The organism is Rhodococcus sp. PD04 (assembly GCF_035918275.1).
Classification (GTDB): domain Bacteria; phylum Actinomycetota; class Actinomycetes; order Mycobacteriales; family Mycobacteriaceae; genus Rhodococcus; species Rhodococcus rhodochrous.
The window spans coordinates 4,535,186-4,549,739 of record NZ_CP142143.1; the positions used below are offsets into that span (position 1 = coordinate 4,535,186).

The 14,554-nt window shown below is 68.5% G+C and carries 14 protein-coding genes; 6 read left to right on the forward strand and 8 right to left on the reverse strand.

Features of this window, described 5'->3' with window-relative positions:
* Positions 1–15: 15 nt before the first annotated feature.
* Positions 16–429: a hypothetical protein gene (locus U9J23_RS20585; protein WP_085469737.1), complete on the reverse strand. Its 414-nt coding sequence runs from the start codon at positions 427–429 to the stop codon at positions 16–18.
* A 110-nt stretch (positions 430–539) separates the two neighbouring features.
* Here U9J23_RS20585 and U9J23_RS20590 point away from each other — a divergent pair, with 110 nt between their 5' ends.
* Both U9J23_RS20590 and U9J23_RS20595 read left to right on the forward strand, forming a co-directional pair.
* A complete protein-coding gene (locus U9J23_RS20590) occupies positions 540–1,019 on the forward strand; it encodes a nucleoside deaminase (RefSeq protein ID WP_059383778.1) in 480 nt (159 codons plus the stop codon).
* Positions 1,020–1,158: 139 nt separating this feature from the next.
* A complete protein-coding gene (locus U9J23_RS20595; RefSeq protein ID WP_059383777.1) occupies positions 1,159–2,607 on the forward strand; it encodes an aldehyde dehydrogenase in 1,449 nt (482 codons plus the stop codon).
* Between the two features lie 90 nt (positions 2,608–2,697).
* On the opposite strand, the gene epsC is transcribed toward U9J23_RS20595, so the two are convergent.
* Together epsC and cysK are read right to left on the reverse strand one after the other, a co-directional pair.
* The gene (gene epsC / locus U9J23_RS20600; protein WP_085469736.1) at positions 2,698–3,276 is read right to left on the reverse strand and encodes a serine O-acetyltransferase EpsC; all 579 of its coding nucleotides are present in this window, start codon (positions 3,274–3,276) and stop codon (positions 2,698–2,700) included.
* Between the two features lie 8 nt (positions 3,277–3,284).
* Complete coding sequence (cysK, locus tag U9J23_RS20605; RefSeq protein WP_059383775.1) at positions 3,285–4,220, reverse strand: cysteine synthase A; 936 nt, start codon at positions 4,218–4,220, stop codon at positions 3,285–3,287.
* Between the two features lie 276 nt (positions 4,221–4,496).
* Here cysK and U9J23_RS20610 point away from each other — a divergent pair, with 276 nt between their 5' ends.
* Together U9J23_RS20610 and U9J23_RS20615 are read left to right on the forward strand one after the other, a co-directional pair.
* A complete protein-coding gene (locus U9J23_RS20610) occupies positions 4,497–5,063 on the forward strand; it encodes an SRPBCC family protein (protein ID WP_272268057.1) in 567 nt (188 codons plus the stop codon).
* Positions 5,063–6,232, forward strand: coding sequence for a zinc-dependent alcohol dehydrogenase (locus U9J23_RS20615; RefSeq protein ID WP_059383773.1), 1,170 nt, complete (start codon positions 5,063–5,065; stop codon positions 6,230–6,232). Before U9J23_RS20610 ends, U9J23_RS20615 begins: the two co-directional genes overlap by 1 nt.
* A gap of 53 nt (positions 6,233–6,285) precedes the next feature.
* On the opposite strand, the gene U9J23_RS20620 is transcribed toward U9J23_RS20615, so the two are convergent.
* The 5 genes from U9J23_RS20620 to U9J23_RS20640 all read right to left on the reverse strand — a co-directional run bounded on the left by U9J23_RS20620 (position 6,286) and on the right by U9J23_RS20640 (position 12,977).
* On the reverse strand, positions 6,286–8,187 hold the full coding sequence (locus tag U9J23_RS20620) for a hypothetical protein (protein WP_272268055.1): 1,902 nt from the start codon (positions 8,185–8,187) through the stop codon (positions 6,286–6,288).
* A 210-nt stretch (positions 8,188–8,397) separates the two neighbouring features.
* Positions 8,398–10,230 (reverse strand): phosphoenolpyruvate carboxykinase (GTP), encoded by a 1,833-nt coding sequence (locus tag U9J23_RS20625; protein WP_059383771.1) that lies wholly within the window; start codon positions 10,228–10,230, stop codon positions 8,398–8,400.
* A gap of 280 nt (positions 10,231–10,510) precedes the next feature.
* Complete coding sequence (locus U9J23_RS20630) at positions 10,511–10,888, reverse strand: DUF6802 family protein (RefSeq protein ID WP_272268052.1); 378 nt, start codon at positions 10,886–10,888, stop codon at positions 10,511–10,513.
* Positions 10,889–10,926: 38 nt separating this feature from the next.
* Complete coding sequence (locus U9J23_RS20635; RefSeq protein ID WP_272268051.1) at positions 10,927–12,318, reverse strand: hypothetical protein; 1,392 nt, start codon at positions 12,316–12,318, stop codon at positions 10,927–10,929.
* A 14-nt stretch (positions 12,319–12,332) separates the two neighbouring features.
* Complete coding sequence (locus tag U9J23_RS20640) at positions 12,333–12,977, reverse strand: hypothetical protein (RefSeq protein ID WP_326600167.1); 645 nt, start codon at positions 12,975–12,977, stop codon at positions 12,333–12,335.
* A 135-nt stretch (positions 12,978–13,112) separates the two neighbouring features.
* Here U9J23_RS20640 and trmB point away from each other — a divergent pair, with 135 nt between their 5' ends.
* Positions 13,113–13,859 (forward strand): tRNA (guanosine(46)-N7)-methyltransferase TrmB, encoded by a 747-nt coding sequence (gene trmB, locus U9J23_RS20645; protein ID WP_085469730.1) that lies wholly within the window; start codon positions 13,113–13,115, stop codon positions 13,857–13,859.
* Positions 13,856–14,548 (forward strand): NYN domain-containing protein, encoded by a 693-nt coding sequence (locus U9J23_RS20650; protein ID WP_059383767.1) that lies wholly within the window; start codon positions 13,856–13,858, stop codon positions 14,546–14,548. The genes trmB and U9J23_RS20650 overlap by 4 nt, the downstream gene beginning before the upstream one ends.
* Positions 14,549–14,554 lie beyond the last annotated feature (6 nt).

Genomic DNA, 14,554 nt, shown 5'->3' on the forward strand with positions numbered 1-14,554 from the left:
GTGGATGAAGCCTGATCAGTTCTCGCCGGTCGTGTCGTCGGGAGCCGTGTCCCCGGTGGCACTGTCCTCCGCGGCACTCTCGTCTGTGGCGCTGGGGCGGTCGAGGATGCTCACGCTCATCCCGTAGGGCAGGAACCGCACCGAACGTCGCGGGTCGGTGTTGCCCTTGAGCGTGCGCAGCGCGTCGAGTTCGGTGCGATGGACCTGGTCGACGCGGGCCACGCCGTCGTCGTCGGTGGTGTAGACGACCCAGACGCCGTCGCCCTTCTCACCGGTGGTCTCGGGCCGCGGCTGCGTGCGCGTCGGCGCCACCGGCGGCTCGAGGAACGAGAAGATGCGGTCCTTCAGTTCCCGCAGTTCCTCACCGGCTTCCCGCACCACGCGGTCGAGATCGTCGGGGTCGAACCCGAACGGATTGTTCTCCGCCATGTCATGTCTCCTGACCGTTGGGCACCCTCCAGTGTGGTGACGGTCGCCGATTCGCGCCACCCGGCTCCTCCCCCGCCCCTACTGTGCAGCCGAGGGAGGAAGAGACATCGATGGTGAACGACACGGATCTGCAGCATCTGCGGCGGTGCGTCGAACTCGCGGAGGAGGCGGTCGCGGCCGGCGACGAGCCGTTCGGGTCGGTGCTCGTCGATGCGGACGGCAAGGTCCTGGCCGAGGACCGCAACCGCGTCGCAGGCGGCGACAGCACCCGGCATCCCGAGTTCGAGCTCGCACGATGGGCCGCCGAACATCTCGAACCCGACCGGCGCGCCACCGCGACCGTCTACACCTCCGGTGAGCACTGCCCGATGTGTGCGGCCGCGCACGGCTGGGTCGGCCTGGGGCGGATCGTCTACGCGGCGTCCTCCGAGCAACTCGTCCGGTGGCTCGACGAGATGGGCGTGCCACCGGCACCGGTCCGTCCACTGCCGATCCGCGAGGTCGTGCCGGATGCCGTCGTCGACGGGCCCGTTCCCGAACTCGAACAGGAGATCCGCCTGCTGCACCGGCGCTGCCACCTCGGGGAGTGAGGCCGTCCGGTCCCATTCGATCTGGTGACCCTCTGGCCTCAGGCTGTAACGTGTTCTAGTGTTCGGGGTCACAGCACCGCGGCGCGCTCGACGGCCGCGCGATCCGAGACGTGAGCACACAGCAACGGATGAGGAAGACATGACCGACTACGACAAGTTGTTCATCGGCGGCGAATGGGTGGCACCGTCGACCGACGAGAGACTCGAGGTGTTCTCCCCCGCCACCGAGGAGCGCGTCGGCTCCGTGCCGGTCGCGGGACCGAAGGACGTCGACGCCGCGGTCGCCGCCGCCCGACGTGCCTTCGACGACGGGCCGTGGCCGCGCACGTCGCCGGCCGAACGCGCCCAGGTACTCGCCAAGGCCATCTCGCTCATCGAGCAGCGCAACGACGAGATCGCCGGCGTCATCGCCTCCGAACTCGGACAGCCGGGCCCCTCCGTCCAGATGGTGCAGATGACCCCGGCCCTGGGCACGCTGAACTACTATGCCGGACTGGCGGACTCGTTCAACTGGGTCGAGGAACGGACCGGGTCCTTCGGCCGCACCCGAGTCACCCGCGAACCGGTCGGCGTCGTCGCCGCCGTCATCGCGTGGAACGTGCCACTGTTCCTGTGCGCCAACAAGATCGCACCCGCACTGCTCGCCGGATGCTCGGTGGTGCTCAAGCCCGCACCCGAGGCTCCGCTGGCCGTGAACCTCATCGCCGAGATCTTCACCGAGGCAGGCCTTCCCGAAGGTGTGCTGTCGGTGGTTCCGGGCGGCGCCGAGACCGGCGAGAACCTCGTGTCCCATCCCGACATCGACAAGATCACCTTCACCGGTTCGACCGCGGTGGGCAAGCACATCGGCGAGATCGCAGCACGCAACCTCAAGCGCTGCTCGCTCGAACTCGGCGGCAAGTCCGCGGCCATCGTCCTCGAGGACGCCGACCTCGACTCCACCATCGCCATGCTCGTGATGTCGGGGCTGATCAACACCGGTCAGGCATGTGTCGGCCAGACGCGCATCCTGGCTCCGCGCTCCCGCTACGACGAGGTCGTCGAGAAGGTCGCCGGTGCAACCGCATTCTTCCCCGTCGGCCCTCCCGGCGACGAGGCCGCGCAGATCGGTCCGCTGATCTCCGCCAAGCAGCGCGACCGCGTCGAGGGCTACATCGCCAAGGGCAAGGAAGAGGGTGCCCGCGTCGTGATCGGCGGCGGCCGTCCGGCGCACCTCGACAAGGGTTACTTCGTCGAGCCGACGATCTTCGCCGACGTCGACAACTCGATGACGATCGCCCGTGAGGAGATTTTCGGTCCCGTGCTGTGCGTGCTGCCCTACGACAGCGTCGACGAGGCCGTGAAGATCGCCAACGACTCCGACTACGGCCTCGCCGGTTCGGTGTACACCACCGACATCGAGAAGGGCCTCGAGATCGCGTCGCGTGTGCGCACCGGAACGTACGGAATCAACTGGTACGCATTCGATCCCGGTTCGCCGTTCGGCGGGTTCAAGAACTCGGGCATCGGGCGTGAGAACGGCCCCGAAGGACTCGAGGCGTTCTGCGAACTGAAGTCCGTGCTCTACCCGCCCGGCTACGAGGGCTGATCCCCGACGACGAGGGGGAGGATATGTGCGTTCTCGACGGAGAACTCGCACATATCCTCCCCCTCGTTCGTGTTTCGGGAGGACGCGACCTCAGATGTACATCGCGGGATCGATGTACGTCGTCGGATCCACGAGCGGTTCGTGCTTCTTGCGGGACCGGACGGTCGCGGGGATACCAGTGGCGATCGAATCCTCCGGCACGTCGTGGGTGACCACGGCGTTGGCGCCGATCGCGCTGTCGTCGCCGATCACCACCGGGCCGAGGACCTTCGCCCCCGCCCCGACGGTGACACGGTTGCCCAGCGTCGGATGACGCTTCTCCTTCGCCAGCGACCGGCCGCCGAGCGTCACGCCGTGGTAGAGCATCACGTCGTCGCCGATCTCGGCCGTCTCACCGATGACCACGCCCATGCCGTGGTCGATGAAGAACCGCCGGCCGATGGTCGCGCCGGGGTGGATCTCGATGCCGGTGAGGAACCGGGTGAACTGCGCGAGGATCCGCGCAGGTCCCTTCAGGGCGGGCACCTGCCACATCCGGTGCGCGATGCGGTGCGACCAGATCGCGTGCAGCCCCGAATAGACGATGGCGTTCTCCGCGTCGCTGCGCGCGGCCGGATCGTGGCCGCGCGCCGACTGCAGATCCTCCCGGAGAGTGTGCAGGATACCCACGACGGCGATCAGTCCCGGATGTGCTCGAAGAGCGGGGTGGAGATGTAGCGCTCGCCGAAGTCGGGAACGACGACGACGATCAGCTTGCCGGCGTTCTCCGGACGCTTCGCGATCTCGAGTGCGGCCCACACGTTGGCGCCGGCCGAGATGCCGCCGAGGATGCCCTCGTCGGTGCCCAGGCGACGGGCGACCTCGATGGCGTCGTCGAACTTCACGTCGACGATCTCGTCGTAGATCTCGCGGTCGAGAACCTCGGGCACGAAGTTCGCGCCGATGCCCTGGATCTTGTGCGGTCCGGGCTCACCGCCGGTGAGGATCGGCGAGTCGGCGGGCTCGACACCGACGATCTTCACGTCGGGCTTGCGGGCCTTGAGGGTGCGGCCGACACCGGTGAGCGTGCCACCCGTGCCGATACCCGCGACGAAGATGTCGACGGCACCGTCGGTGTCGTTCCAGACCTCTTCACCGGTGGTGCGCTCGTGGATCTCCGGGTTCGCCGGGTTGCCGAACTGGCGGGCCAGGATGGCGTTCTCGGTGTTCGCGACGATCTCCTCGGCCTTCGCGACGGCGCCCTTCATGCCCTCGGAACCCGGGGTCAGGACGATCTCGGCACCGTAGGCGCGGAGCATGACGCGACGCTCGGTCGACATCGTCTCGGGCATCGTGAGGATGACCTTGTAGCCGCGGGCAGCGCCGACCATGGCGAGCGCGATACCGGTGTTGCCGGAGGTGCCCTCGACGATCGTGCCGCCGGGCTTCAGCTCACCGGACTTCTCGGCGGCGTCGATGATCGCGACACCGATGCGGTCCTTGACGCTGTTGGCCGGGTTGTAGAACTCGAGCTTCGCGGCGACGGTGGCGCCAGCGCCCTCGGTCAGACGGTTGAGCTTGACGATCGGGGTGCGCCCGACCAGCTCGGTGACGTTGTTGTAGATGCCGCTCATATTGGGCCGATCCCTCCTTGCGGTCGTCGCGACGACCGGGTCGTTTCCGTCACACCATTGCATCATCTGCTGGTACGTGCTGTGCAGCCGGGGAGCCGTGCGCTCACCCGGCCACGCGCATGCGCGGGCACAGTGCAGCGGCGACGGTTTGTCGGTCCGGCGTACACGGGTACTCAACGTCATCGGCCGCCTCGATCTTCCCGACAGCCACTGTGGCGTACGTCCTCGATCCGGCGACCGGCAGATCTGTCCGTCCGTACCGGTGAGGAGACGACGGTGGTCGACTTCAGCAGGGTCGTGCAGAACGCGGGCCGAGTCGTGGAGAACGCTAACAGGGCGATCGACGACGCCGGCCGCTCGGTGGGTGGCTTCGTCCGGCGTGCCGTCGACCGGCCCGTCGACGCCCGGAGACCGCAGACGGTGACCGTCGCGGCTCCGCGCGCACAGGTCATGCAGTTCTGGCGTGATCCCGAGAACCTGAGCAGAGTCTTCGGCGACCACGTGCGGGTGGAGACGGTCGAAGCGAACCGGCTGCGCTGGACATGGGAGGGCCCCGGCGGAACGACGACCTGGGACACCCGCGTCGACGTCACCTCGGAAGGGCTCGCATTCGTCGGTGAGGACGACGCGGACACCCCGGGTCCGCGCGTGGTGCTCGCGGTGTCCGACGCGCCCCGGGGCGGTACCGCGATGACCCTGCGCGCCGAGGTTCCCGTCCCCGATCTCGTCACCGGGGCCCTGACCTTCACCGCGCTCTACCGTGCGCGGGCCCTCATGCAGACCGGTGAGATCCCCACCCTGCAGGGCAGTCCGAGTGCCCGCGAATCGGAAGGAGACGCCTGATGCGAGCGCTGTGCTGGATGGGTGTGAACGAGTTGTCGGTGGAGACGGTCGACGATCCCGGCCTGGTCAACCCGCACGACGTGATCGTGCGGGTCCGACTCACCACGACCTGCGGTTCCGACCTGCACTTCCTCGGCGGATACCTGCCGGGGATGCGGGAGGGCGATGTGATCGGCCACGAGTTCATGGGCGAGATCGTCGACACCGGCCCGGAGGTGACCTCGGTGCGGGTCGGCGACCGGGTGGTCGTGCCGTCGTTCATCGGATGCGGGAAGTGCCCGTACTGCGCCGACGGCCTGCACGCGGTGTGCGACACCACCAACCCGAACGCGGCGATGCAGCAGCCCGTGCTGGGCTATCCCACCGGCGGAATCTACGGCTACACCCACCCGTTCGGCGGGTACCAGGGTTCGCACGCCGAGTACATCCGCGTGCCCTTCGGCGACGTCAACTGTTTCCCGATCCCCGACGGAGTGGGCGACGAGCAGGCCCTGTTCCTGTCCGACGCGGTCCCGACGGGCTACATGGGCGCCGACTTCTGCGACATCTCCCCGGGCGACACGGTAGCGGTCTGGGGCGCCGGCGCCGTAGGCCTCATGGCCGCGGCGAGCGCGAGGATCATAGGCGCCGAACGGGTGATCGTGATCGACCGTTTCCGCGACCGGCTCGACCGTGCCGCGAAGAGGATCGGCGCCGAAACCGTGGACTACACCGAGGTCGACAGCGTCTACGAGACGCTCCGCGAGAGCACCGGCGGACGCGGACCGGACGCATGTATCGACGCGGTCGGCATGGAAGGTCACGGCACCGGCGTCATGCAGGCCTACGACAAGGTCAAGCAGGCATTGCGGATGGAGAGCGACCGCGCGACCTCCCTGCGCGAGGCGATCCTGTCCTGCGGCAAGGGCGGAGTGGTGTCGGTGCTCGGCATCTACGGTGTCACCGACAAGTTCCCCATGGCGGTACTGACGAACAAGAGCCTGACCCTGCGGACGGCACAGCAACACGGCCAGCGGTACATGCCCACCCTGTTCGAGCACGTCCTCGAAAGCCGCCTGGATCCGAGTTGGCTCATGACGCACGACCTTCCACTCACCGAGGCGGTGCGCGGATACGAGATGTTCAAGAACAAGGAGGACGACTGCCTGCGCGCGGTCTTCCGTCCGTAGATCACTGCAATCGAGAGATCACTGCAATCGAGCGATCGCAGAACACCTGACGGTCAGGGCGTCACGGGTGCGGCGGCCCCGACGAAGGCCACCATCTCGTAGCCGCCGGGGTTGGTCTGGATCGGGATCTCCTTCCAGTTGTTGGCCAACCACACGTTCCCTGCCTGGTCGATCGTGATTCCGGTGTTGCGGACGAGGCCGTCGAAGCCGTATCCGGTGACGTCCGGGGAGATCGGTGCGCCCGTGGTGGTTCCGGGACGGCAGGCCACCGCCCTGCTGCCGCAGAACTGGGAGACGGCCCGGCCGGCGAAGTTCGCGACCCAGATGTTGTCGTTGCCGTCGACGACCACACCCCACGGAACCCGCAGACCGCCGCCGGTGATGGGGAACGGTGTGAGATTCCCGTCGATCATCGTGAGGCTGCCCTCGAGGGTGGGGGTCAGCGCGGGGTCCGGGCAGGGGATGCCGATGACCCGCGAGTTCGCGACCCACGCGGTTCCCGCGGAATCGACGGCCACCCCGAGGGGCTTCTCGAGACCGACCCCACCGATGGCCGGAGCGATCGGAGCGCCGGAGGCATCGAGCACGGCGACGGTGTCGCTGCCGTTGCCGGTGACGAACACCCTGCCGTCGGTGCCCTCGGCGAGGGCGAAGGGCTTGGTCACGCCGAGGTCGGTGAGGTTGCGTGCGGCAGCCGGGTTTCCGCCCGGATAGATCGTGACGCTGTCGTTGCCGCAGTTGGCCGTCCAGATGTCGCCGCTGCTGTGGGAGATCAGGCCCTGCGGCCAGTCGATCCCGCCCTGCGTGAACCCGGTGTCGGGTGAGATCGGCTGCCCGTCCGCCGTGAACACCGACAGGCTGTTGTGCGGGGGTTGCCGGTCGTCCGGGCAGCCGGGGGCGGGAGCCGCGAACCCGAAGTTGGCCACCCACACGTTGCCGTCGCGGTCGATGTCGATACCGAAACCTGCCCCGCTCAGTCCGCCGCCGGTGTACGGCGATCCGGGATAGAACTCTCCTGTGGGAGTGAGGCGGATGAGGTTCTCCGCACCGCACACGGGAGTGTCGGTGCCGGGCGCATATTCGTAGTTGTTGGTCACCCAGATGTTGCCGTCGCGGTCGACGGTCATGTTGCCCGGTCCGTCCATCGACACACCGTCGCCGACGAAGCGCAGCGCCAACGTCCATGCGCTCGGCGGGAGGACGCGGTCGGGGACGATCGGGGACGGACCGGCCTTCGACACCGCGAACAACTCGACGACGTTCTGCCAGGGATGACGGGCGGTGTTCACCAGAGCCTGCCAGGTGTCGGAAGCCGGTGCGCCACCGGGTGTTCCGGCCAGTCGCACCAGCTGGTCGCACACCTGGTGCAGGGCAATGCAGTTGGCGACCATGTCGGCGAGTGAACCGAAGGTGCTCAGCGTCTCGGTGTCGGGGCCGTTCGGGGACGTTCCGAGTACGGGGGCGATGTCGCCCGTGACGGGATCGACGAGATTGTGCGCCATGCGCGCCGCGTTCTGCAGACCGGGCGCCGGTCCGGCGACCCGACCGTCCTCGGTGAACTGTGCAAGCGCGTAAGCCGCTGCCACCGTGGTCTTCTCGTCGAGCACGACGTCCGACGGCGAATCTCCCACGCCCAGGACGCCGCTCAGCACCACCGGGGAGCCCGGTTTCTCGGCCACCGCGTAGATCACCGACGACGCCGGCTGCGGTGCGTATCCGATCGCGAACTCGCCCGCCGGCCCCGAGGTCGCGCGACCCAGCAGGGCCGGACCGTCGGCCGACGTCGCGAACAGCGATATCTCGTAGCCGGGCAACGGAACCGCGGACGTGAGAACACGCCCACGGAGTTGCTCGTCGCTCTGTGCGACGGCGGGTCCCGCCAGGAGCCCCCAGGTCAGCGCCGTCGCTCCCACCAGTGCCGCACACTTCCGACCGATACGACCCGAACCACGCACGAGACGACCCTCTCGCCGACGGAAAGCAGTTGCAGTGCATCGTCGAACTACGTCATCGGTCAGCGTGGCACAACCGAGATGTCCGCTGTGGACGATTTCCCGGATTTCACCCCTGCGTCCCAGGACGGCTGCATCCCAGGACTGCGCACCCCGCAGACGGCGAATGCCGCCCCCGGAAACCGGGAGCGGCATTCGTCGTGGTGTAAGGGATCAGCCCAGGCGCTGCTTGAGGGCCTCGAACTCGTCGCGGATACCCGAGGGCACCTTCTCGCCGAGGAACTCGAACCACTCGGCGATGCCGTCGATCTCGGACTTCCACTCCTCGACGTCGACCTTCAGGGCCTCGTCGACGTCGGCGGGATCGACATCGAGACCGTCGAGCGTGAGGTCGGCGGCGGTGGGCACGTAGCCGATCGGCGTGGACTGCGCGCCGGCCTTGTGCTCGATGCGGTCGACGATCCACTTGAGCACGCGCGAGTTCTCGCCGAAGCCGGGCCACAGGAAGCGGCCGTCTTCGCCGCGACGGAACCAGTTGACGTAGAAGATCTTCGGCAGCTTGTCCTGGTCGGCGTTCTTGCCGAGCGTGATCCAGTGGTTCAGGTAGTCGCCGGCGTTGTAACCGAGGAAGGGCAGCATCGCCATCGGGTCGCGACGGACGTTACCGACCTTGCCCTCTGCCGCGGCGGTCTGCTCGGACGACAGGGTCGCGCCGAGGAAGGTGCCGTGCTGCCAGTCGAAGGACTCGCTGACGAGGGGAACCGTCGTCTTGCGGCGGCCACCGAACAGGATCGCGGAGATCGGCACACCCTGCGGGTCGTCCCACTCGGGGGCGAGGATCGGGCACTGCGACATCGGGGTGCAGTAGCGCGAGTTCGGGTGCGCGGCGTTGGTGCCGGACTCGGGGGTCCAGTCGTTGCCCAGCCAGTCGGTGAGGTGCGCCGGGGTCTCGCCGCCGATGCCCTCCCACCAGACGTCGCCGTCGTCGGTCTTCGCGACGTTGGTGTAGATGGTGTTGCCGGCCTCGATGGTCGCCATCGCGTTCGGGTTCGAGTCGGCGCTGGTGCCCGGCGCGACGCCGAAGAAACCGAACTCGGGGTTCACGGCGTAGAGGCGGCCGTCCTTGCCGAAACGCATCCACGCGATGTCGTCGCCGAGGGTCTCGGCACGCCAGCCCGGGATCGTCGGCTGGATCATCGCGAGGTTGGTCTTACCGCAGGCCGACGGGAACGCCGCGGCGATGTAGTACGCCTTGTCCTCGGGCGAGATCAGCTTGAGGATCAGCATGTGCTCGGCCAGCCAGCCCTCGTCGTGGGCCATGGCCGACGCGATACGCAGCGAGTAGCACTTCTTGCCGAGCAGCGCGTTGCCGCCGTAGCCGGAGCCGAAGCTCCAGATCTCACGGGTCTCGGGGAAGTGGGTGATGTACTTCGTGTCGTTGCACGGCCACGGGACATCCTGCTGGCCGGCCTCGAGCGGCGCACCCACGGAGTGCAGTGCCTTGACGAACGGGCGGTCGGTGCCGAGCTTCTCGAGCGCCGCGGTGCCCATGCGGGTCATGATGCGCATCGAGACGACGACGTACTCCGAGTCGGTCAGCTCGACGCCGAGCTTCGGGTCCTCCGCACCGAGCGGGCCCATGCAGAAGGGCACGACGTACAGGGTGCGTCCGCGCATGCTGCCGCGGTACAGCTCGGTCATCGTGGCGCGCATCTCGTCGGGCGCCATCCAGTTGTTGGTCGGGCCGGCGTCGATTTCGTTCTCGGTGCAGATGAAGGTGCGCGACTCGACACGTGCGACGTCCGACGGATCGGAGCTCGCCAGGAACGAGTTCGGCTTCTTCTCGTCGTTCAGACGCGTGAACGTGCCGGCCTCCACCAGCTGAGAGGTGAGACGGTCCCATTCCTCATCGGATCCGTCGGCCCATACGACGCGATCGGGCTGGGTGAGCTCGGCAATCTCCTGGACCCAGGCAAGCAACTCGGCATGCTGGGTCGGGAGCTTGTCGTCGGAACCGTTCAAACCGGGAATGGTCGCTGAGGTCATCAAAACTCTCCTGGGGTGTGCCCGGAACCGGATCCCGCCGCCGACCTGCACGTTCTTTCTGTGCGGACGATGGCAGACCCGGGCTTTCCCCTCTCGGCAGGGGTACCACCTACTTCGTCCGTGGCCGGACAGACGAAGTAGGCGCCGGATGTCCTTTTCATAGAGGTTAACGTCGGAATGCCGACCGGCGTCACTCGGGGCCGGTCGGAAATATCACAGAAACGATTCAGAACTTGCGCACAATACCGTCCCCTCCCCCTGCTGCGCAGCCGGATATGAATCACTTCGACTCTTCTCCGTGGTGTACGTCGTATTCAAGGCTACCTGTGTCCAGTCGGCTCCACCGACCCGATCCGTCGAGCTCACGACAGTATTCCCACACCCCGTAGCGGCCGTCGTCCGCGATCACCGACAGGCGGTCGCTGCTGCCGTCGAGATCGGTGTCGGTGGCCACTACCAGGCCGTCGCCCCAGTCGCCGCCGACTCCCCAGCGTTCGGTGTCGGCGACGACGGTCTCGGCGGCGCCGTCACCGTCGAGGTCCGTGGTCGGGCCGAGGGTGTCGGCCCAGGCGGCCACCTCGGACGGATCGAAGCCGGACGGATCGAACGGATCGGTGAACGGCTGGGGTGCACCACCCGAGCCGGCGAGTTCGGCCATCGTCTCCCCTTTCCGACCCGGCCCCCGCCGGATCGCTCCTATCCGGTTGGACGCACGCGGACGCCCCGTGGTTCCGGGATGTGGCCGAGTGCCGCCAGGTCGCGCTCGCACGCGGCGATGCGGGCGCGTCGTTCACCGCGCCGCCGGGTGATCTCCGCGTCGATCGCCGCGACGCGTTCCCGCACGCGGGTGGCGTGCCGGTCGCGGGTGGCGACCGCGAGCGCGGTGGACTGCAGTTCCGTCTCGTGGATGCGGGTGCGGATCCACGTGTCGAGTTCCGCGCGCACGGTCGCGAGCTCGTCGGCGATCCACCGCCGCATCCGGTCCCGATAGGCGATGCGCCTGCGGATCCGCATCAGCCATCCGGCTGCCGGGACCGCGCACGCGATCGCGACCACCAGCGACATCCAACCCGGCAGGTCGCCGAACGGGGTGACGAGCAGTCTGCCGAGACCGGCACCCGCCGACGCACCGAACACCACCGTCAGCGTGTCCTCCATCGACCGCGCGGTCTCCGGTGGGCGGGACGTGCGCGCGGGTTCCGGAGCCGGCGTGCCCGGTGCGATCCGGGCCGTCTCCTCAACGAGCCGCGCGCACATGTCGTCGACGTGGGCGTCGATCGTCGTGACCACCGCATCCGCGTCCGCGGTCTCGAGCACCTCCACCGCGGCGGTGGACGCCGACCGCACGCGCACCGCGACCTCCTGCAACAGCGTCACCTGCAACCGGCGCAGGTCGGGGCCGGAGGTTGCCGGTGGTGCCGCAGCGGTGAGGCGGGAGCGTTCCGCACGCAGGTCCCCTTCCTCGTCCTCCGCGCTCAGTCGCTCGATCTCCTCCGCGATCATCGGCCGGGTGGCGGCAACGACCGCTGCGCGTGCTCGCCGCGGGTCGTGCGACGACCGGACCGTGGCGGCCAGGACGTCCCGCAGTTCGACGAGTCCGGACGCCGTGAGCAGGGTCTGCCGGACCGCCTCGCTCGCGTCGTCCCGGAGTTCGCGTGCCCTCCGCGCGGCCGCGGCGCTCACGGGCAGGACCACGACGCACGGCAGCCAGGATGCGTGCCGTTGCAGGATCTCGACGTCGGCGTCGCGCACCGCACGCCAGTCGGGGAAACGGTCGATGCCCGTCAGCGCACAGACCACCTCGATCGACTCGGCCGCCACCGCGCGGACGAGGTCGAGTTCGGTGCGGCCGATCGTCGCCGACGGATCGAACACCACGAGGGTGACGGCGCGGCCGTCGTCCGTGAGACTCGTACTGCGGCCGTCGTCCGTGAGGTCGATCCCGCCCAGATGCCGTAACTCCGCTGCCAGCGTGCCGGCGCCGGAACCGGGCACTCCGACGACCCGCACGCCGGTCGCGGCCGGCCGGTGCAGTCCCCTCCATCCTCGCGGGTTCCATCGGCGCAGGACGTCGTCGGCCGGATCCACGATTCCCGGCGGTGTCACCGCGGCCCTACGGCGACGAACTCCACCGGGTCGCGTTCCACCAGGTCGAGGGTCCGTTCGACGAGTTCGCGCACCTGCGGGGTGGCCGGAATACCCGCAACGACCCGGGCGAGTTCCTCGTCGCGCAGGCGGCGGGCCACCACCGCACGCATGGCGAGCGGTTCCGCGAGCCGCCCCTCGCCACGGACCGCGACCACCTGATCCGGCGGCACCCCCATCGCCCGCCCGACGAGGGCACACCCCGCGTCATCCGTCTCGCCCGGCACCACGAGGACGACGCGACGCGGATCGACGGCCGTCGACGCGGCGCGGTCGGCCGGATGGACGACGGCCGGGTCGAGGCGACGCGGCACGACGTAGACGACGAGATCGCCGTCGAGAACCGCATCGGGACCGTCCGGGGTGTCCACTGCCACTCCGGCCACGGCCGCGTCTACTTCCCCACCCTCGATATCGAGCCTGTGGAGCAGTACTCGGCGCACCTGCGTCTCGACGCTCTCCCGGCCGGTCCCCGCCCGCCCCGCGACCTGCACCCGCAGCGCGGCCGTATGCTCGGCCAGCGCCCTGCGAATCAACCGCCCTGCCTGCGCATCGAGTTGTTCGACCTGCGCGGCGAGGTGGTGCCACAACTCCCCCGTCATGATCCCCCGATCGTCGGCGGAGATTGTCGCAGAGAGACCGCTGACGGGCAGCCGAACGAATGCTTCCCTGAGAAAACACTGTGGCCACTCAGGTCACTCCCGCCACACACTCTCGGAATACGCGACAATGGACGGGTGAACGAAGCCGATCAGCACACCACCGAGACGCTCGACGAGCGCCCGACCCGCGGGAACCGCCTGTACCCCAGGGTGACGAGTTTCCGGTCCCGCCGTGGATCGCTGACCGACCCCCAGCAGCAGTGCTGGGACCGTCGTTGGCCCGAACTCGGCAAGGAGGTGGGCGACGAACCGCTCGACGTCGACGCATGGTTCGGCCGCTCCGCGCCGCTCGTCCTCGAGATCGGATCCGGAACGGGAACCGCCGCGGTCGCCATGGCCGCGGCCGAGCCCGAGGTGAACCTCATCGCCGTGGAGGTCTACAAGCCCGGCATCGCCCAGACACTGCAGGCCGTCGAACGCACCTATGACACCGACGCGCCGATCGAGAACCTGCGGATCCTGCGCGGCGACGCCGTCGAGGTGCTCGAGAAGATGCTGACCTCCGAGTCGCTCACCGGCGTGCGGGTGTTCTTCCCGGATCCGTGGCCCAAGGCCCGTCACCACAAGCGCCGGCTCCTGCAGGCCCCGACGTTCGCCCTGATCGCCGACCGTTTGAAGCCCGGCGGAGTGCTGCACGTGGCCACCGACCACGCCGAATACGCCGAGGCCATCGCCGAGGTGGGCGACGCGGAACCGCGCCTTGCCCGCTTCACCGGCACCGCCCCGATCAGCCTCGAACGCCCCGTCACCAAGTTCGAGGACAAGGCACACCAGGTGGGTAGCGCGATCAACGAGTTCGTCTGGGGGAAGATCGGAGCATGAGTGTCCATGAAGAGCTTCCCGGCGTGACCGACTCCTCTGCTGTCGACGGCGTCGAGCCGGTCCGTAAGGTCCTGCTCGTCTGGGACGCCCCCAACCTCGACATGGGCCTCGGCGCGATCCTCGGCGGCCGGCCCACCGCCGCCTACCGTCCTCGCTTCGACGCTCTCGGCCGGTGGTTGCTCGGGCGCACCGCCGAACTGTCGCGTCTGCACTCCGCCACCCTCGAACCCGAGGCCACGGTGTTCACCAACATCGCACCCGGCAGCGCGGACGTCGTCCGCCCCTGGGTCGAGGCCCTGCGTAATGTGGGCTTCGCGGTGTTCGCCAAGCCGAAGATCGACGAGGACAGCGATGTCGACTCCGACATGCTGCGCCACATCGAGCTGAGGCACCGGGAGGGTCTCGCCGGTGTCATGGTGGCCTCCGCCGACGGGCAGGCGTTCCGTGAGCCCCTCGAACGGCTCGCTCAGGAGGGCATCGCGACCCAGGTGCTCGGTTTCCGCGAGCACGCCAGCTGGGCGGTGACCTCCGAGATCATCGAGTTCCTCGATCTCGAGGACATTCCCGGTGTGTTCCGCGAACCGCTGCCCCGCGTCAGCCTGGAATCGCTGCCCGACGAGGGTGCCTGGCTGCAGCCGTTCCGACCGCTTTCTGCTCTCCTGGTGGGGCGCAAGAGCGTCGCCGAATAGGAGACT